Origin of the sequence: Streptomyces sp. NPDC127197, from assembly GCF_042672405.1 — a bacterium.
In the GTDB taxonomy this organism is placed as follows: domain Bacteria; phylum Actinomycetota; class Actinomycetes; order Streptomycetales; family Streptomycetaceae; genus Streptomyces; species Streptomyces flavusporus.
Window position 1 is genome coordinate 189,561 of the sequence record NZ_JBHXVG010000008.1, and the last position, 22,739, is coordinate 212,299.

Sequence of the window (22,739 nt, forward strand, 5' to 3'; positions counted from 1 at the left end):
TGCCGCATACGATGAGCCGCATGGGTGACGTACTGGCCGGATTTCATGCCGCCTGGGAGTTCGAGTCCGACTCCGTGCTCATCCGTTACGAACGGGGGATTCGAACACCCAAGCTGTTCCAGGCGCTCGGGGAGCGCCGTGTGCCACTGGAGGCTCTGCAGGGGGTGACGCTCTCCCCCGGCCGGCGCGGGACCGTGGTGCTGCGCGCCGAGCTACGGGCGGGCGCCGATCCGCTGATCGACGCTGCCGCGGGCCAACTGAAGGAAGGCAGCGATCCCTATCGTCTGGTGCTGCCTGCCGAACGGGAGACGCTCGCCGAGTACTACGCCGATGAACTACGGGGCCTGCTGACCGAGTCCGGTCCGGCCGAACGCCATCTCGTGGCGGCGCCGGAGCCACCGTTGCAGTTCAAGGCGTACGACGCGAAGGCGTCCTTCGACGGTACGTCCGTCTCCTTCCGGTGGTTCTGGACGGGGGCGTCATCGGCGAAGTGGAAGGCCGGCGACCAGAAGTTCGCGGTCGCCGACCTCAGCGGGGTCGAGTGGCGGTCACCCGAGGTCTTCGAGGGCCATCTGCGGCTGCTGCGGCGCGACGCGCACGATCAGCCTGCGCAGGCTGACCAGGATCCGGCGGCCGTGGTGTTCGGGCTGGGGTACGGGCCTGTGCATGAGTCACTGCCGTTCGCGGCGGCTGTATTGGCTGCGGTTCGCACCGCGGGTCCGGCGGCGGCGGTGGTTGCCGCTCCGCGGCGGGATCCCGCGGACATTGCGGAGCGGATTCGGCATCTTGGGGAGTTGCATCAGGCTGGGTTGGTGACGGATGAGGAGTTCTCCGTGAAGAAGGCGGAGTTGTTGGCTGAGCTTTAGCTTCTGCCGGGTACCTCCGGTGGTGAGGCGCGGCTTGTGGGGGTTGCTCGCGCAGTTCCCCGCGCCCCTTAGGTATCTCCTACTCCCGTCCGGCAGAAGTGAACGTCATGTCTGCGTAGCGGTTGCCTGACACCCTCTCGGCGATCGGGTCCAGGAGAGCCATGTCCTCCTCGCCGAGCACGATCCGCGTCGCCGCCGTGTTCTCCTCCACTCGGGCCGGCTTGCGGGTGCCCGGAATGGGGATGACCGGGAGGTTGTGGACCGTCGACTGTTGCTGGGCCCAGGCCAGGGCGATCTGGCCGAGGGTGGCGCCGTGGGAGGCGGCTACCTTGCGGATCGGCTCCAGGAGCGCTGCGTTGGCCGTCGCGTTGTCGCCGGTGAAGCGGGGCATCTGGCGGCGGAAGTCGTCGGCCGTCAGGTCCTTCTCGGCGCTGGTGAAGGAGCCCGTGAGGAAACCCCGGCCCAGCGGCGAGTACGGCACGAGGGCCACGCCCAGTTCGCGGGCCGTCGGCACCACGCCCGCCTCGATGTCCCGGCTGAACAGCGACCACTCCGACTGCACGGCGGCAATCGGATGCACGGCCTGTGCGGCCCGCAGTTCCGCGCCGGTGACCTCACTCAGGCCGAGGTGCTTGACCTTGCCCTCGCGGACCAGCTCGGCCATCACGCCGACGGTCTCCTCGATCGGCACGTTCACATCGCGGCGGTGCATGTAGTAGAGGTCGATCACGTCGACGTCCAGGCGCCCGAGGCTCGCCTCGACGGCCTGGCGGATGTACGGCGGGTCGTTGCGGATGATCCGCCGGGTCGGGTCGTCCGGCGGGATCGCCAGGGCGAACTTGGTCGCGATGAGCACGTCGTCCCGGTGCGCCTTGAAGAACGGCGACAGGAACCGCTCGTTCTCTCCCTGGCCGTAAGCGTCCGCCGTGTCGTAGAGCGTGACGCCCAGCTCCAGCGCCCGCTCCAGGGTGGCCCGGGACTCCCGCGCGTCGGAGGGGCCGTAGGCGAAGCTTATGCCCATGCAGCCGAGACCCTGCACACCGACCTCGGGGCCGCCGTCGCCGAGTCGTACCGTCGGGATCCTGCTGTCGGTCATCGGGGTGTCTCCGTTTCGCGGACGCGGGTGGCGTCCGTATAGAAACTGATCTTCCGGTCGAGCACGGCCAGGGTGTCCTGGAGTTCGGCGATCCGGGCCTGTACGTCCCGGCGGGTCTCCTCCAGCAACGCGCACCGTTCGCCGTAGGTGCTGTCGCCCGCACGCACCAGCTCCGCGTACCGCACCATGTCGGCGACCGGCATGCCGGTCAGCCGCAGCTTGCCGACGAGGTCGAGCCAGTCCAGGTCGCGGTTGGTGTAGCGGCGCTGACCGGTGTGGGAACGGTCGATGTGGGACATCAGCCCGATCCGCTCGTACCAGCGCAGGGTGTGGGCCGACAGGCCGGTGAAGGCGACGACCTCGCTGATCGTGTACCGGTCCTGGCCGTCGGGGCGCGGATGCCGGCGGGGTGGGGCGGAGCAGATGTCCGTGCGGGTGAGGGCTTCTTCGGTGCGTTCTTCGGTGGCTGCTGCCGTGGTCTGCATCACCGTCATGCGCTCCACGCTATGACCTTGGAGTGCACTCCAGGCAAGCGCAGACGGTAAGAAATCGGCAGGACGTGCCTCGGGTCGGGTGGCTAGCGTGCGGGTCATGAGTCTTGTACGCCGTGCCATGCCCGAAGATGCCCCGGAAGTGCTGCGACTGCGCCAGGTGATGATCGATTCGGTGTTCGCGGCGGACGGGTCCAGAGACTGGCATACGGAGTCCCTGCCGACGCTGCGCGCGCGGCTGGGCGAGCCCGACGGGGACTTCGCGGCGTTCGTGGTCGACCATCCGGAGCGGCCGGGGGCGCTGGCCGCGCTGGTGGCCGGGACGCTGGAGTACCGGATCGGGAAGGCCGGCAATCCGCACGGCAGGATCGGCTTCGTCTTCAGCGTCGCCACCGACCCGGACGCCCGGCGGCGCGGGTACGCGCGCGCCTGCATGGAGGAACTGCTCCAGTGGTTCCGGGAGCGCGGCGCCGGCCAGATCGACCTCACCGCCTCCGCCGAGGCCGAGCCGCTGTACGCCTCGCTGGGCTTCGCGCGGCAGAGGGACCCCTTGATGCGGTTGAAGCTCTGAGGCGCATAGGCTCGATGGCATGTCCTTGAAGAGCTTGGCGTTGATCGACAGCTGGCCGGTTTCTGCTGCTGCGGCGGGTGTCGTGCGGGCGGATGGTGCGGTGCTGGGGCGGCGCGGGGCGGTCGGGGAGCGGTTTGCACTGGCCTCGGTCACCAAGCCGCTCGCGGCGTACGCCGTGCTCGTCGCGTACGAGGAGGGGGCGATCGAGCTCGACGAACCGGCCGGGCCGCCCGGCTCGACGGTCCGTCATCTGCTCGCGCACACCTCCGGGCTGGCCTTCGACGAGCACCGGGTGACGGCCGCGCCCGGGGAACGGCGGCTGTACTCCAACGCCGGGTTCGAGCAGCTCGGGGACCATGTCGCCAAGGCGACGGACATTCCGTTCGCCGAGTATGCGCGGCAGGCGGTGCTGGAGCCGCTGGGCATGACGGGGACCTCGTTGGAAGGGTCTCCGGCGAAGGACGGCGTCTCGACTGTCGACGATCTTGTGCGGTTTGCGGCTGAGGTGCAGGCGCCGCGGCTGCTCGATCCGCGGACGGTTGCTGAGGCGATGACTGTGCAGTATCCGGGGACGAAGGGGGTGCTGCCGGGGTACGGGCATCAGAACCCGAACGACTGGGGGCTCGGTTTCGAGATCCGTGACGGCAAGTCCCCGCACTGGACAGGCTCTTCGTCCTCGCCGCGCACCTTCGGGCACTTCGGGCAGTCGGGTACGTTTCTGTGGATCGACCCGGAGGCGGGGGTTGCCTGCGTTGCGCTGACCGATCGGGCGTTCGGGGCCTGGGCGGTTGAGGCGTGGCCGGTGTTCACGGATGCGGTGCTGGCGGAGTTGCGGGGCTGAGGTCGGCTGGGGCTGGGCGGGGGTGAGGTGCGCAGCCCGGTGCTGACGGGGTGCCGCCCGCGCCCACCCGTGCCGCCCTTGGCGGCACGAATGCCCGCGGACTGACGGCGTGGCGGCGCCCGCGGACTGACGGCGTGGCGGCGCCCGCGGGCCGGCGGGACGGGGCTGTTACGTCATTTCCCAGATCAGCAGTTCCGCCTCCGTCGTCCCCACCCCCTCCACGTCCTTGGCGTCCGTGATGCGGGCCGCGTCGCCCGGGCCCAACGGCTCGGCGTTCAGGGTTACTTCGCCGTGGACCACGTGGACGTAGACGTGTCGGCCGTCGGGGATTGCCGTGCGTTCGCCCGGGGTCAGGCGGCGGACGTGGAGTATCGCGCCGGCTTCCGGGACCGCGTAGGGCGTGGCGTCGGCGATGCCGTGGACGATCTCGTAGGACGGGTCTCCGCCGGGGGTCAGCGGGGCCAGCCACATCTGGACGAAGGTCAGCGGGTGGTCGGCGTCGTTGCGTTCGACGTGGCGGACGCCGGCCGCCGAGCTGAGCCGCTGGACGTCCCCGGCACGGACGACCGTCTCGTGGCCCGCGGAGTCGCGGTGGGTCAGCTCGCCCTCGACCACCCACGTGACGATCTCGGTGTGGCTGTGCGGGTGCTCGTCGAAGCCGGCGCCGGGGGCGAGCCGCTCCTCGTTGCAGGCGATCAGCGCGCCGAAGCGGAGGTTGTCGGGGTCGTAATGGGGGCCGAAGGAGAAGGCGTGCCGGGACACGATGCCGGTCTGCGGGTCGCCGCCGGGGTAGCGCTCTTCGGCGCGCCGTACGTCCATCACGGACACCACCGTAGACCTCACCTGAGACCCGGCGGAGCGCACTCGCGTCCCGATAAGGCAGTCTTGTCCCCGTGCCCGAACCCGAAGCCCGTCACCCCGACGCCCCTGTACCCGGCGTGCATGCGCACGCCGCGACCCTGAAGCGGCTGGAGAAGTCCTCCGGAAGTCTTGCCGCCCAGGCCATCGCGCGGATGGACGAGACGCTGCCGTGGTACCGGGCCATGCCCCCGGAGAACCGTTCCTGGATCGGGCTGGTCGCGCAGGCCGGTATCGCCGCGTTCACCGAGTGGTTCCGGCACCCGGATGCCCCGCAGGCCATCTCCACCGACGTCTTCGGGACCGCGCCACGCGAGCTGACCAGGGCCATCACGCTGCGGCAGACCGTCGAGATGGTGCGCACCACGATCGAAGTGATGGAGAGCGCGATCGACGAGGTCGCCGCCCCCGGCGACGAGAACGTCCTGCGGGAGGCGCTGCTGGTGTACGCGCGTGAGATCGCCTTCGCGACCGCGCAGGTGTACGCCCAGGCCGCCGAGGCACGCGGTGCCTGGGACGCCCGGCTGGAGTCGCTGGTCGTGAACGCCGTGCTGAGCGGCGAGGCCGACGAGGGCGCCGTGTCGCGGGCGGCCGCGCTCGGCTGGAACGCACCCGAGCATGTGTGCGTGGTGCTGGGAACCGCGCCCGACGGTGACTCCGAGCTGACGGTGGAGGCGATCCGGCGGGCGGCACGGCACGCCAAGCTCCAGGTGCTGACGGGCGTGCTCGGGGACCGGCTGGTCGTGATCGCGGGCGGCAGTGACAATCCGCTCGCTGTCGCGAAGTCGCTCATCGGGCCCTTCGCCGCAGGTCCCGTCGTCGCGGGGCCGATCGTGCCCGATCTGCTGGCCGCGACCCGCTCCGCGCAGGCCGCCGCCGCGGGGCTCAAGGCGTGTTCCGCCTGGCAGGACGCGCCACGGCCGGTTCTGGCGGACGACCTGCTTCCGGAACGTGCGATCGCCGGTGACCCGAGCGCACGCGAGCAGCTGGTGGAGGAGATCTACAGACCGCTGGAGGAAGCCGGCTCGGCGCTCCTGGAGACCCTCAGCGTCTATCTGGAGCAGGCGAGCAGCCTCGAAGGAGCGGCCCGGATGCTGTTCGTGCATCCCAACACCGTGCGCTACCGGCTTCGACGTGTGACTGACGTCACCGGTTGGTCGCCATCCGATGTACGTTCCGCGTTCACGTTGCGCATCGCACTGATCCTGGGGCGTCTGGCGGATGGAGATCTCCAGCCCTAGCCTTTTGTCGGGGGCCCACAAAACCCCTTCGTGTTCTTCGTCCTTGTCCCCACGGGCGGCCATGGCCGTCCCCAAGAGAGAGTGTGAGAGTGCTCGTACTCGTCGCTCCCGGCCAGGGCGCCCAGACGCCCGGCTTCCTGACTCCCTGGCTCGAACTGCCCGGTGCCGCCGACCGCGTTGCCGCCTGGTCGGACACCATCGGACTGGACCTCGCCCACTACGGCACGAAGGCCGACGCGGACGAGATCCGCGACACCGCCGTGGCGCAGCCGCTGCTCGTCGCCGCCGGAATCCTCTCGGCCGCGGCACTCGGTGACATCAATGCGGGCGCGGTCGCCGGCCACAGCGTCGGTGAGATCACCGCCGCCGCGTTCGCGGGCGTCCTCGACGACACCGCCGCTCTGACTCTCGTACGCAAGCGGGGTCTGGCCATGGCCGACGCGGCCGCGATCACCGAGACCGGGATGTCGGCGCTGCTCGGCGGCGACCCCGAGGTGTCCGTCGCGCACCTGGAGAAGCTGGGCCTGACCCCGGCGAACGTCAACGGCGCCGGGCAGATCGTGGCCGCGGGCACCCTGGAGCAGCTCGCCGCGCTGAACGAGGACAAGCCCGAGGGCGTCCGCAAGGTCGTCCCGCTGAAGGTGGCCGGCGCGTTCCACACCCACCACATGGCGCCCGCGGTCGACACGCTGGCCGAGGCCGCCAAGGCGCTCACGCCCGCCGACCCGAAGATCCGTTACGTCTCGAACAAGGACGGCCGGACGGTCGCCTCCGGCGCCGAGGTCGTCGAGCGGCTGGTCGGTCAGGTCGCCAACCCGGTCCGCTGGGACCGGTGCATGGAGACGTTCCAGGAGCTCGGCGTCACCGCCCTGCTCGAGGTGTGCCCCGGCGGTACGCTCACCGGTCTCGCCAAGCGGGCCCTGCCCGGCGTCAAGACGCTGGCCCTGAAGACCCCCGACGACCTCGACGCGGCCCGCGAGCTCATCACCGCTGCGTCTGATCCTGCTGCTGACGCAGCGGGCGCCTGACCCCCTGAAGGAGCCCGACCGAACATGCCGAAGATCAAGCCCAGCAAGGGCGCCCCGTACGCGCGCATCCTCGGCGTGGGCGGGTACCGGCCCACCCGAGTCGTGCCGAACGAGGTGATCCTCGAGAAGATCGACTCGTCGGACGAGTGGATCCGTTCGCGCTCCGGCATCGAGACGAGGCACTGGGCGAACGCCGAGGAGACCGTCGCCGCGATGTCGGTCGAGGCGTCCGGCAAGGCGATCGCCGACGCCGGTATCGCCGCCGAGCAGATCGGCGCGGTGATCGTCTCGACCGTCACCCACTTCAAGCAGACCCCGGCCGTGGCCACCGAGATCGCCGACAAGCTCGGCACGGCCAAGGCCGCCGCGTTCGACATCTCGGCCGGCTGCGCGGGCTTCGGCTACGGCCTGACCCTCGCCAAGGGCATGATCGTCGAGGGCTCCGCGGAGTACGTCCTCGTCATCGGCGTGGAGCGGCTGAGCGACCTGACCGATCTGGAGGACCGGGCGACGGCCTTCCTGTTCGGCGACGGTGCGGGCGCGGTCGTCGTGGGCCCGTCCACCGAGCCCGGGATCGGCCCGACCGTCTGGGGCTCGGAGGGCGACAAGTCCGAGACCATCAAGCAGACCGTGCCCTGGACCGACTACCGCGAGGGCGAGGTCGAGCGGTTTCCTGCGATCACGCAGGAGGGCCAGGCGGTGTTCCGCTGGGCCGTGTTCGAGATGGCGAAGGTCGCCAAGGAGGCCCTGGACGCCGCCGGACTTTCGCCGGACGAACTGGATGTCTTCATTCCGCACCAGGCGAACGAGCGGATCATCGACTCGATGGTGAAGACACTCAAGCTGCCGGAGAGCGTCACGGTCGCCCGTGACGTGCGCACCACCGGCAACACCTCGGCCGCCTCGATTCCGCTCGCGATGGAGCGGCTCCTGGCGACCGGCGAGGCGAAGAGCGGCGACACCGCGCTCGTCATCGGATTCGGGGCGGGTCTCGTTTACGCCGCCACTGTCGTTACCCTCCCCTAGGCACTCCGTGCCGGATCGTGCCGATCCGGTGCGGGCACTGCAAGCACCTGCCGCTCACGCGGTGGGCGCCACACCCTCTGGAACATCTACGAAGGAGCGCCTGACATGGCCGCCACTCAGGAAGAGATCGTCGCCGGTCTCGCGGAGATCGTGAACGAGATCGCCGGCATCCCGGTTGAGGACGTCCAGCTGGACAAGTCCTTCACCGACGACCTGGACGTCGACTCGCTGTCCATGGTCGAGGTCGTCGTCGCCGCCGAAGAGCGCTTCGACGTCAAGATCCCGGACGACGACGTCAAGAACCTCAAGACCGTGGGCGACGCGACCAACTACATCCTCAAGCACCAGGCCTGAGGCACCCCTTAGGCCGGGAGCTGCCGGCCCCGCCACCCGGCGGTGGCGCCGCTGAATCCTCGTATCCGTTGGAGAAAGAATTCCCGTGAGCCCGACCAATCGCACTGTGGTCGTCACCGGTATCGGCGCAACCACACCGCTGGGTGGCGACGCAGCCTCTACTTGGGAGGGCCTGGTCGCCGGACGTTCCGGCGTCAAGGCCCTGGAGCAGGACTGGGCCGCCGACCAGGCGGTCCGTATCGCCGCGCCGGTCGCGGTGGAACCGACCGAGACCATCCCCCGGCCGCAGGCCCGCCGCCTGGACCGCTCGGCGCAGTTCGCGCTGATCGCCGCTCAGGAAGCCTGGGCCGACGCCGGTTTCACCGCAAAGGCCGGTGAGGACGCAACCGTCGACCCGGACCGGCTCGGTGCGGTCATCGCGTCCGGCATCGGCGGTGTCACGACCCTGCTCGACCAGTACGACGTGCTCAAGGAGAAGGGCGTCCGCCGCGTCTCCCCGCACACCGTCCCCATGCTGATGCCGAACAGCCCGTCCGCGAACGTGGGTCTGGCCGTGGGCGCCCGGGCGGGCGTGCACACGCCGGTCTCCGCGTGCGCGTCGGGCGCCGAGGCCATCGGCTACGCCATCGAGATGATCCGCACCGGCCGCGCCGACATCGTCGTCGCGGGTGGCACGGAGGCGGCGATCCATCCGCTGCCCATCGCCGCGTTCGGCAACATGATGGCGATGTCCAAGAACAACGAGAACCCGCAGGGCGCCTCCCGTCCGTACGACGTGGCCCGTGACGGCTTCGTCCTCGGTGAGGGCGCCGGCGTGGTCGTCCTGGAGTCCGCCGAGCACGCCGCGAAGCGCGGTGCGCGCGTCTACGCGGAGGCGGTCGGGCAGGGCATCTCCGCCGACAGTCACGACATCGTGCAGCCCGAGCCGGAGGGGCGCGGTATCGCGCACGCCCTGCAGAACCTGCTCGAGAGGACCGACCTCGACCCGGCCGAGATCATGCACGTCAACGCGCACGCGACGTCGACGCCGGCCGGTGACATCGCCGAGCTGAAGGCGCTGCGGAAGGTGTTCGGTGACGACGCCGACCACATCGCGGTGTCCGCGACGAAGTCGATGACCGGGCATCTGCTGGGTGGTGCGGGCGGGGTCGAGACGGTTGCGACCGTGCTCGCCCTGTACCACCGGGTTGCTCCGCCGACCATCAACGTGGAGAACATCGACCCGGAGGCCGAGGCCAACGCCGACGTGGTCCGCGGCGAGGCGCGCAAGCTGCCCGTCGAGGGCAGGATCGCCGCGCTGAACGACTCGTTCGGGTTCGGCGGTCACAACGTGGTACTGGCGTTCCGGACGGTCTGACGGCCTGTCCTACGAGCGTAAAGGGCCCCCACCAGCCGGTGGGGGCCCTTCGTACGTGTGGGGCAGGGAATCACACCACCTGATGCAGCCAGCGGACCGGCGCCCCCTCGCCCGCGTACCTGAACGGCTCCAGCTCGTCGTCCCACGGCTTCCCGAGGAGCTTGGACAGTTCGGCCTCCAGCTCCGTCTCCCCTCGCTGACTGCGGAGCAGCGCCGCGCGCAGGCGGTCCTCGGGGATCAGGATGTCGCCGTGGATGCCGGTGACGGCGTGGAAGATGCCGAGGTCGGGGGTGCAGCTGTAGCGCTCGCCCTCGGCGGTCGGGCAGGGCTCGGCGGTGACCTCGAAGCGGAGGAGATGCCAGCCCCGTAGCGCGGAGGCGAGTTTGGAGGCCGTGCCGGCCTCGCCCTGCCAGGAGAACTCCGAGCGCCAGGTGCCGGGCGCGGCGGGCTGCCGGATCCAGTCGAGGTTGACGCGTGTGCCGAGCACCCCGGCGACGGCCCACTCGACATGCGGGCACAGCGCGCGCGGCGCGGAGTGCACGTACAGGACTCCACGTGTCGTCACCGGGACCTCCGGGCAGAGCGGGCATGGTGCGTTCGGGCGGGGCGGTGGTGGCTGTCGGCCACGTTGATGGCGAGGCTACCGTGCGGCGGCGCAAGGAGTGTGACGTACCGTCGGTCCAGGTGCCGGGAAACTCCCGCCATTCACCCGGCAGGACGCTTGTACGGCCGTGCGCCGTTGCACGCCGCGCGGTCGGGAACTCTTGCGCGTTGTTATGGAGGGAGCCCCCTTGGACGCCGTCGCGCGGTCTTGGGGACGACCGTCGTACACCAGCGCACGAGGACCGAGGGGATCAGCAGCGGATGCGGAAGACCGGAGAACGCTCGCGGGCCTGGCTCGCCGTGCTCACGGCGGCCCTTCTCTGTGTCACCGGATGCGATGCGGTGGGGGGCGACTCGTCGGGCCCGGCGGGTACCGGTGCGCAGCGGGCGAAGCCGAGTCCGACGCCGGCCTGGGACCGCAGCCCCCGTTCGATCGCCGCGGTCGGCGACTCGATCACCCGCGGTTTCGATGCCTGCGAGGTCCTGTCGGACTGTCCGGAGGCCTCCTGGGCGACCGGCAGCAGCCCCGACGTGGACAGTCTCGCCGTACGGCTGCTGGGCGGTGCGCGGGCCGCCACGCACAGCTGGAACTACGCCGTGACGGGGGCGCGGATGGCGGACCTGCCCGGGCAGATGGCGCGGGCGGTGACCCGTGAGCCGGAGTTGGTGACGGTGATGGCCGGGGCGAACGACGCCTGTCGGGCCTCGACGGCGGAGATGACGCCGGTGGCCGACTTCCGCGCCGACTTCGAGGACGCGCTGCACACCCTGCGCAAGGCCATGCCCAAGGCCCAGGTGTATGTGGCGAGCGTGCCGAACCTGAAGCGGCTGTGGTCCGAGGGGCGTACCAATCCGCTGGGCAAGCAGGTGTGGAAGCTGGGCATCTGCCCGTCGATGCTGGGCGACGCGGACGCGCTGGACGCGGCGGCGAACCAGCGGCGCGAGACGGTGCAGCAGCGGGTGGAGGACTACAACGGCGTGCTGGAGGAGGTGTGCGCGCAGGACGAGCGGTGCCGCTTCGACGGCGGCGCGGTGTACGAGTACCGCTTCGGTACGGCGCAGTTGAGCCACTGGGACTGGTTCCATCCGAGCAAGAACGGGCAGGCGCGGCTGGCGGAGATCGCGTACCGGAAGGTCACCGGGAAGACGGCCTGACCAGGGTTGTCCTAGGGTTTCGCTCATGAGCGAACACTTCGGCACACTTTCCGACGGCACCCCCATCGAGCGCTGGACCCTGGAACGGGCGGGCGTGCGGGTGCGGATCCTGTCGTACGGCGGAATCGTGCAGTCGGTGCAGGTACCGGACCGGCAGGGGCAGGCCGCGGACGTGGTGCTGGGCTTCGCGGACCTGGACGGGTACGTCGAGCATCCGGGACCCTACTTCGGCGCCCTGGTGGGCCGGTACGCCAACCGGATCGCGGGCGGCCGCTTCCCGCTGGACGGACAGACGTACGAGCTCGCGCGGAACAACGGGCCGAACTCGCTGCACGGCGGCGAGCGCGGCTTCGACAAGCGTGTGTGGGAGGTGACGCCGGTCGAGCACGGCGTACGGCTCAGCCGGATCAGCCCGCACGGCGAGGAGGGCTTCCCGGGCCGGCTGGAGGTGTCGGCGACGTACCGCCTCGACTCGACGGGCGCGCTGCGGATCTCCTACGAGGCGCTCACGGACGCGCCGACCGTGGTGAACCTGACGAACCACTCGTACTGGAACCTGAGCGGTTCCGGCACCGCGGGCGGCCATGCGCTGCGGATCGCCGCAGGGCGGTACACGCCGGTCGACGCGGACCTGATCCCGACCGGCATCGCCTCCGTCGAGGGCACCCGCTTCGACTTCCGCACGGAACGCAAGGCCGGCGCCGGTTACGACCACAACTTCGTGCTCGACAAGGGGGTGACCGGGACGCCGGAGGAGGTGGCCGAGCTGTACGACCCGGCATCCGGGCGGGTCCTGACCGTGTCGACCACGGAGCCCGGCCTCCAGCTGTACACCGCCGACCACCTGGGCGAGCCCTTCGCCCCCGGCGACGGCATCGCCCTGGAGACGCAGGCCTTCCCGGACTCCCCGAACCGGCCGGAGTTCCCGAGCACGGTGCTGCGGCCGGGCGAGGTGTACCGGTCGGAGACGGTGTACGGCTTCTCGACCCGGTAGGGCCTGGGCCCCACGAGCCCCGGCCCGGGTGTCAGGTCCCGGACCGGGGCTGCTCGTGGGTTGCCCCGCCTCAGACGTTAATCGCCGCGGTGAGGCGGCGGTCCGTGATCGAGCGGCCGATCTGGATTTCGTACGAACCCTTCACAAACGACCATGACCCGCTCATCTTGTCCCAGATCTCGAACGCGCGGCGCGGCAGGTCCACGGTGACCTCGACGCGCTCGCCGGGCGCGGCCTCCACCCCGGCGAAGCCGGCCAGTCGGCGCGCGGGGCGCTCGGGGTCGGGCTCGCTCGGCGCCAGATACACCTGGACGACCTCGCGGCCCGGGCGCTCGCCGGAGTTGCGCAGGCGGACCCGGACACTGGTGCCCTCGACCTCGACGGACTCGTAGGTCCAGTCGGTGTAGCCGAGGCCGTGACCGAAGGGGTACGCCGGGGTGCGGCCGTGCTTCTCCCAGGCGCGGTAGCCGATGAACACGCCCTCCGTGTACGGGAGTTCTCCGTCGGCCGGGACGACCTGGGTGACCGGGGCGTCCGCCAGGGAGCCCCACGTGGTCGGCAGGCGCCCACCGGGCTCGTACGCGCCGGTCAGCACGTCCGCCAGTGCCGCGCCGCCCTCCTGTCCCGGGAACCAGGTCAGCAGCACGGCCGCGACCTCCTCACGCCAGGGCAGTTCCACCGGGGAGCCCGCGTTGACGACCACGACGGTGTGGGGGTTGGCGGCGGCGACGGCGCGGACCAGGTCGTCCTGGCGGCCGGGGAGCCTGAGGTCGGTGCGGTCGAAGCCCTCGGACTCGACGCGCTCGGTGGTGGCGACCACGACGACGGCCGTGTCGGCGTCGCGCGCGGCCTCGACGGCCTCGGCGATCAGCTCGTCGGCGTCGCGCTGCGGCTCCTGGTGGGCGAGGGCGAAGCTGACCATCTTCATCGGGATGCCCTCGGGGAGGTCGATGACGTGGGTGAGGGAGACGTCGACCGGTTCGCCCGCGGTGAGTTCGGGCCGGGCGCGGGGCACCGGGGCGCCGAAGAAGGACTGGAAGGGGTCGTCGCCGTCGGGGCGCTGGATGTCGTCGTAGTGGGTCGTGCCGTCGATGGTGAGAGTGAAGGCGCCCAGACCCTTGACCCCGAAGGTGTGCGGGCCGGTCTCGCGCGGGGTGAAGGTGCCGGTCAGTTCGACGGTGTGCAGGCGGTCGTGAGTGACTCCGTCGGGGAGGTCGTCGCCGATCCACTGGATCTGGCCGTTGGGGACGGAGGCGGTGCCGAGGACGTTGCCGTCGGCGTCGCGGCAGACCGCGCGCAGTTCGAAGCCCCGGTCGGCGACGGCCAGTTCGGTGTTCGGGTCGGCGCCGACGGCGTAGCTGAGGGTGCCGTCGGGGAGGGCGGCGGTGAGGCCGTCGAGCGGGGAGACGACGTGCGCCGGGAAGACGGTGGCGGAGCCGCCGCCGAGGACGCGGGCGTCGCGGGCGGCGGCTCCGATCAACGCGACCTTGCCCGGCCTGAGCGGGAGGGCGTCGTTCTCGTTGCGCACCAGGACGAAGGAGCGGCGGGCGATCTCGCGGGCCAGTGCCTCGCCGTCGACGGGCTCCGGCAGGTCGGTGACGGCCGGTTCGGCGCCCTCGAGGATGCCGACCCGGGCGGTCAGCCGCAGCACGTTGCGAACTGCCTCGTCGACCTTGGCCTCCGCGACCTCGCCGCTGCGTACGGCCTGGGCGAGGGCGGCGCCGTACACGGTCTGCGGGCCGGGCATGGCGACGTCGAGGCCGCCCTCGATGCAGGCGGTGGTGGAGCGGGCGGCGGTCCAGTCGGAGACGTTGAAGCCGTCGAAGCCCCATTCGCCGCGCAGGACCTTGTCGACCAGGTGGTGGTGCTCGGTCATCGTCGTGCCGTCGACCGAGTTGTAGGCGGTCATGATGCCCCAGGGGTGGGCGTTCTCGACGATCGCCTCGAAGGGGGCGAGGTACAGCTCGCGCAGGGCGCGTTCGCCGACCGTGTTGTTCACCGTGAAGCGGTCGGTCTCGGCGTCGTTGGCGACGAAGTGCTTGACGGTGGTGCCGACGCCGCCGGACTGGACGCCGTTCACATAGCCCGCGCCGATCTCGCCGGTGAGATACGGGTCCTCGCTGTAGGCCTCGAAGTGGCGGCCGCCGAGCGGGGAGCGGTGCAGGTTGACCGTGGGGGCGAGCAGGACGTGGACGCCCTTGCGGCGGGCCTCCTGGGCGAGGAGGACGCCGGCGCGCCGGGCGAGGCCGGGGTCCCAGGTGGCGGCGAGAGCGGTGGGTGAGGGCAGGGCGACGGAGGGGTCGTCGGCAGTCCAGCGCACACCGCGTACGCCGATCGGGCCGTCGGACATGACGAGGGACTTCAGGCCGATCCCGGGCAGGGCGGGCAGGGTCCAGGCGTCCTGGCCGGACAGCAGCCGGGCCTTGTCGTCCAGGTCGAGTTTGCCGAGGGCCGCTTCGACGGCGGCCTCGCGGGCCTGATCGGCGAGCGTGCGGTGGGCCGGGGTTTCCGCCATGGCGGTGTCTCCTCGCGTCGGGTCCGTGCGGCTTCTCCATCCTGCATCGGCTACCTGTAGACCAGTAGGTTTCGTTACCTTTCCGTTATATCCCGGTGGGGTGATGTCGTACGGTGACGCCATGAGTGCGAGGGTCAGGAGCGAGGAACGGCGGGCCGAGATCGTCCGGGCCGCCCTGGAGGTGATCGCCGAGCGCGGTTACCGGGGCGCGAGCCTGGCCGCGGTGGCGGAACGGGTGGGCCTGACCCAGCAGGGGCTGCTGCACTACTTCCCGACCAAGAACGCCCTGCTGGTCGCCGTGCTCGAGGAGCGGGACCAGTGGGACGCCGTCCCGGACACCACCTGGCGGGTCGATCTGCTGGCCTCGCTCGTCGAGTACAACGCGATGCGGCCCGGCATCATCCAGACCTTCTCGGCGCTGCTCGGCGAGAGCGTCACGGAGGGGCATCCGGCGCGCGCCTACTTCACCGAGCGCTACGCGCGGGTGCGCGAGTCCATGGCGGACGTCCTGCGCACCGAGTACGGCGACCGCCTGCCGAACGGCCTCACTCCCGAACGCACCGCTCCCCTGCTGGTCGCGGTGATGGACGGACTGCAGTACCAGTGGCTGCTGGACCCGGAGTCGGTGGACATGCCGGGCGCGTTCCGGGACTTCCTCACGTTGCTGGGCGAGCGCTGACCGCCCAACTCCCCTCACACACCATGGCGTAGACCACTTTCGTCGCGCGATACTTCCGCCGTCCGGCACCCGCACCCCACTGCGACGGAAGGCCTGAAACCCCTTGAATTCCATACGTGTTCGCATCGGTGTACTCGGCCTTGCCCTGCTGGCCGGCCTCGCGGCGCCCGCACCGGCCTCTGCCTCTGCCTCTGCCTCTGCCTCTGCCGACCCAGGCACGGCCACGGCGACGGTCGAGGAGCAGCGGCTGGACCGGGCCGTGCCGCAGGAGATCCTGAGGCGGTCCGGATTCGACGGCGTGGCACCGGAGTTGGCCGAGGCGCTGAGCCGGGCGGGCTCGTACGCGCAGGCCCGCGGGATCGTCGTACGCGAGGGAGCGGAGCTGTGGCGGCGGGCCGTCGACCGGGCGCAGGGCCGGGGGCCGGCCGGCGGGGACCTGAGCCGGGACGACGACCGGCCGCTGTACTGGGCGCGGCTGGGGATGACGCGTGAAGTGCGGGGCTGGGAGCCGGGTTTCGGGCTCACCGACCGCCAACGTGCGGCCCTGCTCGACGCGTTGGAGCGCACCTCGCGCGGTCAGACCGACATCCTCCCCCACGGCGAGGGTGTGCGGCGCATCGTGGTCACCGGGTTCGATCCGTTCACGCTGGACCGGGACGTGCGGATCTCCAATCCGTCCGGGGCGACCGCGCTCGCGCTCGACGGCACGGTGATCGACACGGCGGACGGCCCGGCCAGGGTGGAGACCGCCGTGTTCCCGGTGCGCTGGCAGGACTTCGCGGAGGGGACGGTGGAGCGGACGCTGCGGCCGTATCTGCCGAAGGCCGACCTCTTCGCGACCGTGAGCCAGGGGCGCGTCGGGCGGTTCGACATCGAGCGCACCAACGGGGCCTGGCGGGGCGGATTCCCGGACAACGAGAACATCGGCCGGACGGAGACCGTCCCCGTCACCGATCCGGCCACGCAGCCGCAGTGGACATCGACGACGCTGCCGTACGAGGAGATCGTGGCCGCGGACACCGGCCGCTTCCCGGTGTACGACAACACGAGCGTGACCGAGATCCCGGCGGGCGGCGCTGAGCCCGTCGTACGGCCGGACGGGCCGACCCCGGGGTCGGTGGCGCGGGCCGGCGGCGGTGGGAACTACCTCTCCAACGAGATCGCCTACCGGGCCACGCTGCTACGGGACCGGCTGGGCCTGCACGACACGCTGCCGGGCGGGCATGTGCACACGCCGGTGCTGCAGTTCGGGGCGGGCAACACCGATCCGGCGACGGGCGCGGTGACCGACCCGGAGTTCGTACAGAACCGGCTGGACATCATCGCGCAGGTACGGGCGATCGTGACGGCGGCGGCCAACGCGACGTCCGCCTGAGGTTCACTGCCGAGTGTCACTGACCGGCGTCGGCTCGCGGCGCCGGTTCGTCCTCGGTCTCCTCCACGATCTCCTCGCCCCGCAGCTCCCGTGCCAGCAGAGTCGCGCCCGCAACCGCCCCCGGCATCAGGAAGACGGCGACGACGGGGACCAGGAAGGCGAGGCCGAGCGGGGTGCCGAAGCCCCAGATCAGGGACTTGCGGGAGCGGAGGAGGGCGAGGCGGTCGCGGAGGACGACGCCGCGGCGTTGGAGGGCGACGGAGGTGAGTTCCTCGGTGAGGAAGAAGCCGGTGACGAAGAAGCCGATCACCGGGACGACCGTCTGGCCGAACACCGGGATGAACCCGAGGGCGAACAGCAGCACGCCCCACAGGGCGGCCCGGACGACGATGCGGAGGCTGTCCCGGGCGGAGATCCACAGTTCCCTGTACAGGGGCAGGCCGGACTCGGGGGCGGTGCCGTCCGGGGAGACGTCGCGGTCGACCGACTCGGAGAGGCTCTCGTAGAAGGGCTGCCCGATGAGCAGCGTGACCGCGGTGAAGGTGAGGACCGCGAGCAGCAGGGACAGGGCGAACAGAACGGCCGTGAGGAAGCCGCGGAAGAGGCCGGGCCAGGGGCTCGACCAGTCGTCGGCGAACGGAGTCGCCCAGGCGATGAAGTCCTCGCCCCACAGCGCCAGTGCCACCAGGGCCGCCGCGTACAGGACCAGTGTGATCAGGCCGGGGAGCAGCCCGAAGCCGTACTGCTTGCCGTGCCGGGCCACCCATCGCTGGCCCTTCAGGAGACAGCGGAAGCCCACCCCAAGATCGCGCATGCGGGAACTCTAGCCGGTGGCCCACGGCCGCCCGAGCCACGGCCGCTGTCGTTACACAGGTACCACACTCACCACAACGCCCGGCTCCGCCGCCGGCGACACCGCCGCCGAGACGCGTACCGCCATCGCCCGGGCGATCCGGCCCGCGCGGGCCGTCCCGGCCAGCAGCAGCGGCTGTAACTGCTCCAACCCGGCGACCAGCAGCTCTTCCCCGGCGACGACAACCGGCCGTACTGCCTTGACTGTCGCCGCGGCCCCCTCCGTCAGGTCGGCGAGGGGCGGCACCGCGGCCCGTACGACGCCCGCCCCCGCCATGGCCGCGCGTTCCGCCAACGCCACCTGGAGCGGCATCACGGGAGCCACGGCCGCCGTCAACGCGTCGGCGGCGCGGCGGAGTTCGGGTGAGGAGTCGCGCAGGACCTCCGCGGCCGCCCGGATCACCGGCGTCAGCACGAGCAGGACCCCGGCCGCGACGCCGGCCGTGACGGGCAGCAGCGGTGACATCGCGTCCGTCAGGTCCTCGACCGCCGCCGCGAGCTCCTCCACCGCCGGCTGCACCGCGTCGAGGACGGGCAGCAGGCTGTCGCCGAGCGCCGCCAGCAGCGCCTGCGCCGGCTCGCTCACGGGGTGGGCGGCGAGCGGCATTCCGCTCGTGCCGAGCCGGGTCAGCGTGTCGACCATCCGGGAGAACGCCTCCTGCGCCTGCGGAGACGCGCTCGCCTCGGCCAGCTCCGCGGTGGTCTCGCGCAGCATCCGCAGCATTTCGGCGCCCGAACCGTCCCGCGGGTCAAGCGTGTTGATCGTGATCCGGGTGATGTTCTGGGCGGTGTCCAGGAGTTGGCCGGTGATGTCGGTCGTACTGCGGGCCATCCGCAGTACGTCCTCCCTGCTGGGGAGCGACGGGATCGTTGCCACGGGTCCTCCTCGTCTCGAGTGCGCGCACCCACTGCCGAGCCCACTCAGCATGCCCCCGCGAGCCGACCGCCGTGCGCCATCCGGGGCAACGCCGGGCGTCGGCGACACCAAGACCCTCTTGTTGCGGTTGAGTCGAACAGGTACACCTCGCCGTACCGATCTCAGGAAGCCGAGGAGGTACGCGTGCGCACCACGAGAACCGCCCCAGCGAGACCCGTCCTGACCGCCGCCCTCATCGCAGGATCGCTCCTGCTCACCACTCCGGCCCCGGCCGGCGCGGACACCGACCCCGTCACCCGGGAGGGCCCCGCCCTCGACGACCGCCCCGCCAAGTCCCCGGCGAGCGCCGCCCGTCAGGCCCTCACTGCGCCCGTCCCCGACCTCTCCGACGACTTCGCGGACGAGGCCCACCGCGGTTACCCGCGCGAACAGATCCTCACCCCGGACCCGGTGAACCCGGCCGACAAGTCGATAAAGCTCGGCCTCACTCCGTATCACGCCATCGCGCCGAAGCTGAACGCCCTGCAACGCCTCGGGGACCGGGTGAGCGTCGAGATCGCGGGCCGTTCGGCCGGCGGCCACCGGCTCTACCTCGTCACCGTCACCGCCCCGGAGACGGCCCGTCAGGCTCGTGAGCAGAGCCGGCTGCGCGAACTCATCGAGAACACACCGGCGGTGGCCGCCAAGGACCCGGCCGTCAAGGCGGCCTACAAGACGCCCGTCTTCCTCAACAACAACATCCACGGCAACGAGTGGGAGGGCACGGACGCCTCCCTGGAGCTCATCGAGCGGCTGGCGACCGCGAACGACGCGAGGACGGCGGACCTCCTCGCGCACAGCCGCCTGTACTTCAACATCACCGCCAACCCGGACGGGCGCATCGCCGGCACCCGGGCGAATGCCAACGGCTTCGACCTCAACCGCGACTTCGTCACCGCCTCCCAGCCCGAGGCGCGCGCGATGCGGCAGATCATGGTCGACAAGCAGCCGGCCGTCATGCTCGACCTGCACGGCTACGTCAACGGCACCCTCATCGAGCCCACCACCCCGCCGCACGGCGAGAACTACGAGTACGACCTGTTCCTGAAGAACACCTACGCCAACGCCCTCGGCATGGAAGCCGCCGTCAACGGCCTCGGTTACACGCCCGAGAAGGACGGCGTCGAGCCGGCCCAGATCCCGTTCCGCGACCAGGACGAGGGCTGGGACGACTGGCCGCCCATCTTCACCCCGCAGTACGCGGCCTTCCACGGCACCGTCGCCGCGCACACCGTCGAGATCCCGCTGCGGGTGAACAACACCGACTACAACACGCTGCCGGTGAGCGAGCTGCGCCGCCGTTCCGCGATCAACGTCGACGTGGCGGGCGCCACGCTCGACGCCACGCTCGACTTCGTACAGCGGCAGCGCACCTCCCTGGTCGCGGACCAGATCGAGGTCTTCCGGCGGGGAGCCGCGGGCGCCGCGCAGGTGCCGGTCTCCGAGGAGACGGTGCCCGGCGTTCCCGGTATCGGACCCGAGGACGTCTACACCACGACGTTCCCCCGCGCCTACGTCATCCCGGCCGGCGACGCCCAGCGCTCCCTCACCGCAGCCGCCCGGCTCGTCGACCATCTGATCGCCAACGACGTCCGTGTCAGCCGCGCCGCCCACCCGTTCCGGCTGGACGGGCGGTGGTACGCCAAGGGCTCGTACGTCGTCGACATGCGCCAGCCCAAGCGAGGACTCGCGAACGCGCTGCTGGCGGACGGGCGGGACATCAGTGACAAGGTGTCGGTGATGTACGACATCTCGGGCTGGAGCCTCGGCCGGCTGTGGGGTGCCACGGTCGAGTCGGTGCAGGGTCTGTCCCACGTCACCCTGCGCCCGGTGCGCGAGGCCACACCGGTCGGGTACGTCGCCCCGCGCGGCGACCTGCGGCTGCGCCTCGACGATCCGCGCGAGGTCGCCGCGCTCAACTCCCTTCTGCAGCAGGGCGTCCGGGTACGGCAGGCGGCGGACGGCAGTGTCGTCGTGCCGGGCTCGGCGCGCCGGCAGGCGGCCGCGGCGGCACGGGCGTACGACGTCGCCTTCGACGCCACCCGCATCACCGGAGGCACCCCGCTGACCCGCGTCCGGGTGGCCGCCGCGGTCACGCCGGGTGAGCTGTTCGCGCTGCGGGAGATGAACTTCGAGGTCACGCCGGTGTCGACGGCCGTGCTCAACGCGGGGTTCGACTGGTCGACGGTGGATGTGCTGTTCGTGTCGGCGGGGCTGGATCACGACGACCTGAACGCCGCGGCCCGTACCGCCCTCGACGCCTTCCTCGACGGCCACGGTCTCGTCGGGCGCGGTTCGGACGGGGCCACCCTCAACGCCGCCGCCGGGCTGCTGCCGGTCAAGGCCGTCGAGGGCAACGGGGACGCCAACGGCGTGGTGCGCGTGGTGAATTCCGGCGGGAAGGTCACCGCGGGTGCACCGGACCACGGCTTCGTCTACGCGCCGGTCTGGTTCACCGACCTCGGACCCGGCGTGCGGGTGGAGCAGTCGTATGCGACCGGGAACCCCCTGGTGTCCGGACACTGGCGGCCGCTGGCGGACGGAACCGGCGGTTCCGCCGCGGCAGCGGGGCGGCCCTCGGTGGTGAGCGGCCCGCATGCGGTGCTCTTCGGCACCGAACCGCTTTTCCGGGCACATCCCAGGGGAGAATTCCCTCAGGTCGGACGGGCATTGTTCACCATGGCGACCATGTAGACCACGGCACACGCGAGCAGCGCTACGGCCGAGGAGGCAGAGGAGATCGGATGACGCAGCAGATCCACGGGACCGTCGCCGAGGGCTTCGAGGAGGTGCGCGAGGAGTTCGCCGCCTTCGTGGCGGCGGAACGGCCGGACTACGAGGGGCAGTTGTGCGCCTACGTGCACGGGCGGCGGGTCGTCGACCTGTGGGCGGGGCCGGACGACGTCTCGGCCGACTCGCTCTACGGCGTCTTCTCCTCCACCAAGGGCGCCGCCCACCTCGTCGTCGCGCTCCTCGTCCAGGACGGCACGCTCGAACTGGACCGCAAGGTGACGTACTACTGGCCGGAGTTCGCCGCCGAGGGCAAGGGCGCGCTGACCCTGCGCGAGCTGGTCACGCACCGGGCGGGCCTGATCGGCCTGGACGCCGGGTTCACCGAGGAGGAGCTGGCGGACGACCGGCTGATCTCCGAACGGCTCGCGGACCAGCGGCCGTTCTGGCGGCCCGGCACGGCCTTCGGCTACCACGCGCTGGTCATGGGGGCGCTCGCCGGTGAGGTGGTACGGCGGGCGACCGGCCGTACGCTCCAGGAGGTGTACGAGGAGCGGGTGCGGGCCCCCTACGGGCTGGCCTTCCACCTGGGCCTGCCGGCCGCCGAGGAGCCCCGCTTCCGGTCCGTGCAGCCGATGGCCCCCACGGCCGAGCAGCAGGCCGTACTGGACGCACAGCCGACCGGGCCGCACACGCTGACCTCGATCGCGTTCAACACGCATGTGCCCGGCACGGGTGCGCTGGAGGACCACGCCAACTCCCGCACCGTACGCGCCAAGGGCCCGGCGTCGGCGGGCGGCGTGGCGTCCGCGCACGGGCTCGCCGGGATGTACGCGGCGGCGATCAGCGAGGTGGACGGCCGGCCGCCGCTGCTGAAGCCGGACACCGTCGCCGAGGTCGGGCAGATCCACTCGGTCGGCTACGACCTGGTGGCCCGCGCCCACAAGGCGTACGGGCTGGGCTTCCAGGCGACGGCGGAGAACTGGTACCCGTTCCTGGGCGCCGGAGCGTTCGGGCACAGCGGCGCGGGCGGCTCGCAGGCCTTCGCCGACCCGCGCAGCGGGCTGGCCTACGGCTACACGCGGCGCCGGTGCGCCTTCCCGGGCGGGGCGGCGCCGGAGAACGTGGGGTTCGTGCGGGCGGTGCACAGCGCTGCTCTGTGAGTCGGCGACGCGAGTGGGCGAAGGCCGC

At 71.3% G+C, this 22,739-nt stretch carries 21 protein-coding genes; 14 read left to right on the forward strand and 7 right to left on the reverse strand.

The annotated features are described in order from the left end of the window. Window positions 1-20: 20 nt before the first annotated feature. Window positions 21-866 carry a DUF4429 domain-containing protein gene (locus ACFVJQ_RS15590; protein WP_385513161.1) on the forward strand — a complete coding sequence of 282 codons (846 nt, stop codon included), beginning with the start codon at window positions 21-23 and terminating at the stop codon, window positions 864-866. A gap of 79 nt (window positions 867-945) precedes the next feature. Here ACFVJQ_RS15590 and ACFVJQ_RS15595 read toward each other — a convergent pair whose 3' ends face one another. Then, entirely contained in the window at window positions 946-1,962 is a 1,017-nt protein-coding gene (locus tag ACFVJQ_RS15595) for an aldo/keto reductase (RefSeq protein ID WP_385784133.1), read from the reverse strand. Then, window positions 1,959-2,456 (reverse strand): MerR family transcriptional regulator, encoded by a 498-nt coding sequence (locus tag ACFVJQ_RS15600; RefSeq protein WP_385513159.1) that lies wholly within the window; start codon window positions 2,454-2,456, stop codon window positions 1,959-1,961. The genes ACFVJQ_RS15595 and ACFVJQ_RS15600 overlap by 4 nt, the downstream gene beginning before the upstream one ends. 97 nt (window positions 2,457-2,553) lie before the next feature. On the opposite strand from ACFVJQ_RS15600, the gene ACFVJQ_RS15605 reads away from it, so the two are divergent. Continuing rightward, the gene (locus ACFVJQ_RS15605) at window positions 2,554-3,024 is read left to right on the forward strand and encodes a GNAT family N-acetyltransferase (protein ID WP_385784136.1); all 471 of its coding nucleotides are present in this window, start codon (window positions 2,554-2,556) and stop codon (window positions 3,022-3,024) included. 19 nt (window positions 3,025-3,043) lie between these two features. Beyond that, a complete protein-coding gene (locus tag ACFVJQ_RS15610; RefSeq protein WP_385513157.1) occupies window positions 3,044-3,865 on the forward strand; it encodes a serine hydrolase domain-containing protein in 822 nt (273 codons plus the stop codon). A gap of 168 nt (window positions 3,866-4,033) precedes the next feature. Here the strand turns inward: ACFVJQ_RS15610 and ACFVJQ_RS15615 are convergent, their stop codons facing one another. Beyond that, on the reverse strand, window positions 4,034-4,684 hold the full coding sequence (locus ACFVJQ_RS15615; protein ID WP_385513185.1) for a pirin family protein: 651 nt from the start codon (window positions 4,682-4,684) through the stop codon (window positions 4,034-4,036). 74 nt (window positions 4,685-4,758) lie between these two features. Between ACFVJQ_RS15615 and fasR the strand changes: the two genes are divergently transcribed. The 5 genes from fasR to ACFVJQ_RS15640 all read left to right on the forward strand — a co-directional run bounded on the left by fasR (window position 4,759) and on the right by ACFVJQ_RS15640 (window position 9,729). After that, a complete protein-coding gene (fasR, locus tag ACFVJQ_RS15620; RefSeq protein ID WP_224733483.1) occupies window positions 4,759-5,964 on the forward strand; it encodes a fatty acid biosynthesis transcriptional regulator FasR in 1,206 nt (401 codons plus the stop codon). Between the two features lie 89 nt (window positions 5,965-6,053). Next, complete coding sequence (locus ACFVJQ_RS15625; RefSeq protein WP_385513155.1) at window positions 6,054-6,992, forward strand: ACP S-malonyltransferase; 939 nt, start codon at window positions 6,054-6,056, stop codon at window positions 6,990-6,992. Between the two features lie 24 nt (window positions 6,993-7,016). Continuing rightward, complete coding sequence (locus ACFVJQ_RS15630; RefSeq protein ID WP_385784141.1) at window positions 7,017-8,018, forward strand: ketoacyl-ACP synthase III; 1,002 nt, start codon at window positions 7,017-7,019, stop codon at window positions 8,016-8,018. 105 nt (window positions 8,019-8,123) lie between these two features. Beyond that, a complete protein-coding gene (locus tag ACFVJQ_RS15635; protein WP_129800876.1) occupies window positions 8,124-8,372 on the forward strand; it encodes an acyl carrier protein in 249 nt (82 codons plus the stop codon). An 85-nt stretch (window positions 8,373-8,457) separates the two neighbouring features. Continuing rightward, window positions 8,458-9,729 carry a beta-ketoacyl-[acyl-carrier-protein] synthase family protein gene (locus tag ACFVJQ_RS15640; RefSeq protein ID WP_385513153.1) on the forward strand — a complete coding sequence of 424 codons (1,272 nt, stop codon included), beginning with the start codon at window positions 8,458-8,460 and terminating at the stop codon, window positions 9,727-9,729. A 70-nt stretch (window positions 9,730-9,799) separates the two neighbouring features. Here the strand turns inward: ACFVJQ_RS15640 and ACFVJQ_RS15645 are convergent, their stop codons facing one another. Continuing rightward, complete coding sequence (locus tag ACFVJQ_RS15645) at window positions 9,800-10,294, reverse strand: DUF3145 domain-containing protein (protein ID WP_224733479.1); 495 nt, start codon at window positions 10,292-10,294, stop codon at window positions 9,800-9,802. 299 nt (window positions 10,295-10,593) lie between these two features. On the opposite strand from ACFVJQ_RS15645, the gene ACFVJQ_RS15650 reads away from it, so the two are divergent. Together ACFVJQ_RS15650 and ACFVJQ_RS15655 are read left to right on the forward strand one after the other, a co-directional pair. Next, complete coding sequence (locus tag ACFVJQ_RS15650) at window positions 10,594-11,487, forward strand: SGNH/GDSL hydrolase family protein (RefSeq protein ID WP_385513152.1); 894 nt, start codon at window positions 10,594-10,596, stop codon at window positions 11,485-11,487. Window positions 11,488-11,512: 25 nt separating this feature from the next. Beyond that, the gene (locus ACFVJQ_RS15655; RefSeq protein ID WP_385784146.1) at window positions 11,513-12,481 is read left to right on the forward strand and encodes an aldose epimerase family protein; all 969 of its coding nucleotides are present in this window, start codon (window positions 11,513-11,515) and stop codon (window positions 12,479-12,481) included. A gap of 70 nt (window positions 12,482-12,551) precedes the next feature. Here the strand turns inward: ACFVJQ_RS15655 and ACFVJQ_RS15660 are convergent, their stop codons facing one another. After that, the gene (locus tag ACFVJQ_RS15660) at window positions 12,552-14,996 is read right to left on the reverse strand and encodes a glycoside hydrolase family 3 C-terminal domain-containing protein (RefSeq protein ID WP_385784149.1); all 2,445 of its coding nucleotides are present in this window, start codon (window positions 14,994-14,996) and stop codon (window positions 12,552-12,554) included. A gap of 103 nt (window positions 14,997-15,099) precedes the next feature. Between ACFVJQ_RS15660 and ACFVJQ_RS15665 the strand changes: the two genes are divergently transcribed. Further along, complete coding sequence (locus ACFVJQ_RS15665) at window positions 15,100-15,675, forward strand: TetR/AcrR family transcriptional regulator (protein WP_385513149.1); 576 nt, start codon at window positions 15,100-15,102, stop codon at window positions 15,673-15,675. 103 nt (window positions 15,676-15,778) lie between these two features. After that, entirely contained in the window at window positions 15,779-17,050 is a 1,272-nt protein-coding gene (locus ACFVJQ_RS15670; protein ID WP_385784152.1) for a pyroglutamyl peptidase, read from the forward strand. Between the two features lie 16 nt (window positions 17,051-17,066). Here the strand turns inward: ACFVJQ_RS15670 and ACFVJQ_RS15675 are convergent, their stop codons facing one another. Beyond that, window positions 17,067-17,864, reverse strand: a complete 798-nt coding sequence (locus ACFVJQ_RS15675; protein WP_385513147.1) for an EI24 domain-containing protein — start codon at window positions 17,862-17,864, stop codon at window positions 17,067-17,069. 51 nt (window positions 17,865-17,915) lie between these two features. Then, complete coding sequence (locus tag ACFVJQ_RS15680; RefSeq protein ID WP_385784155.1) at window positions 17,916-18,779, reverse strand: hypothetical protein; 864 nt, start codon at window positions 18,777-18,779, stop codon at window positions 17,916-17,918. A gap of 183 nt (window positions 18,780-18,962) precedes the next feature. Between ACFVJQ_RS15680 and ACFVJQ_RS15685 the strand changes: the two genes are divergently transcribed. Both ACFVJQ_RS15685 and ACFVJQ_RS15690 read left to right on the forward strand, forming a co-directional pair. Next, complete coding sequence (locus ACFVJQ_RS15685; protein WP_385784157.1) at window positions 18,963-21,512, forward strand: M14 family zinc carboxypeptidase; 2,550 nt, start codon at window positions 18,963-18,965, stop codon at window positions 21,510-21,512. A 50-nt stretch (window positions 21,513-21,562) separates the two neighbouring features. Next, window positions 21,563-22,711, forward strand: coding sequence for a serine hydrolase domain-containing protein (locus ACFVJQ_RS15690; RefSeq protein WP_385784160.1), 1,149 nt, complete (start codon window positions 21,563-21,565; stop codon window positions 22,709-22,711). Window positions 22,712-22,739: the final 28 nt, after the last annotated feature.

Bases quoted from the DNA above. Each gene is read 5' to 3' on its own strand.
- ACFVJQ_RS15665 (WP_385513149.1), top strand. From the start codon at position 15,100: ATGTCGTACGGTGACGCCATGAGTGCGAGGGTCAGGAGCGAGGAACGG.
- ACFVJQ_RS15650 (WP_385513152.1), top strand. From the start codon at position 10,594: ATGCGGAAGACCGGAGAACGCTCGCGGGCCTGGCTCGCCGTGCTCACG.
- ACFVJQ_RS15655 (WP_385784146.1), top strand. From the start codon at position 11,513: ATGAGCGAACACTTCGGCACACTTTCCGACGGCACCCCCATCGAGCGC.
- ACFVJQ_RS15615 (WP_385513185.1), bottom strand. From the start codon at position 4,684: ATGGACGTACGGCGCGCCGAAGAGCGCTACCCCGGCGGCGACCCGCAG.
- ACFVJQ_RS15610 (WP_385513157.1), top strand. From the start codon at position 3,044: ATGTCCTTGAAGAGCTTGGCGTTGATCGACAGCTGGCCGGTTTCTGCT.
- ACFVJQ_RS15675 (WP_385513147.1), bottom strand. From the start codon at position 17,864: ATGCGCGATCTTGGGGTGGGCTTCCGCTGTCTCCTGAAGGGCCAGCGA.
- ACFVJQ_RS15605 (WP_385784136.1), top strand. From the start codon at position 2,554: ATGAGTCTTGTACGCCGTGCCATGCCCGAAGATGCCCCGGAAGTGCTG.
- ACFVJQ_RS15635 (WP_129800876.1), top strand. From the start codon at position 8,124: ATGGCCGCCACTCAGGAAGAGATCGTCGCCGGTCTCGCGGAGATCGTG.
- ACFVJQ_RS15600 (WP_385513159.1), bottom strand. From the start codon at position 2,456: ATGACGGTGATGCAGACCACGGCAGCAGCCACCGAAGAACGCACCGAA.
- ACFVJQ_RS15630 (WP_385784141.1), top strand. From the start codon at position 7,017: ATGCCGAAGATCAAGCCCAGCAAGGGCGCCCCGTACGCGCGCATCCTC.
- ACFVJQ_RS15590 (WP_385513161.1), top strand. From the start codon at position 21: ATGGGTGACGTACTGGCCGGATTTCATGCCGCCTGGGAGTTCGAGTCC.
- ACFVJQ_RS15690 (WP_385784160.1), top strand. From the start codon at position 21,563: ATGACGCAGCAGATCCACGGGACCGTCGCCGAGGGCTTCGAGGAGGTG.
- ACFVJQ_RS15595 (WP_385784133.1), bottom strand. From the start codon at position 1,962: ATGACCGACAGCAGGATCCCGACGGTACGACTCGGCGACGGCGGCCCC.
- ACFVJQ_RS15660 (WP_385784149.1), bottom strand. From the start codon at position 14,996: ATGGCGGAAACCCCGGCCCACCGCACGCTCGCCGATCAGGCCCGCGAG.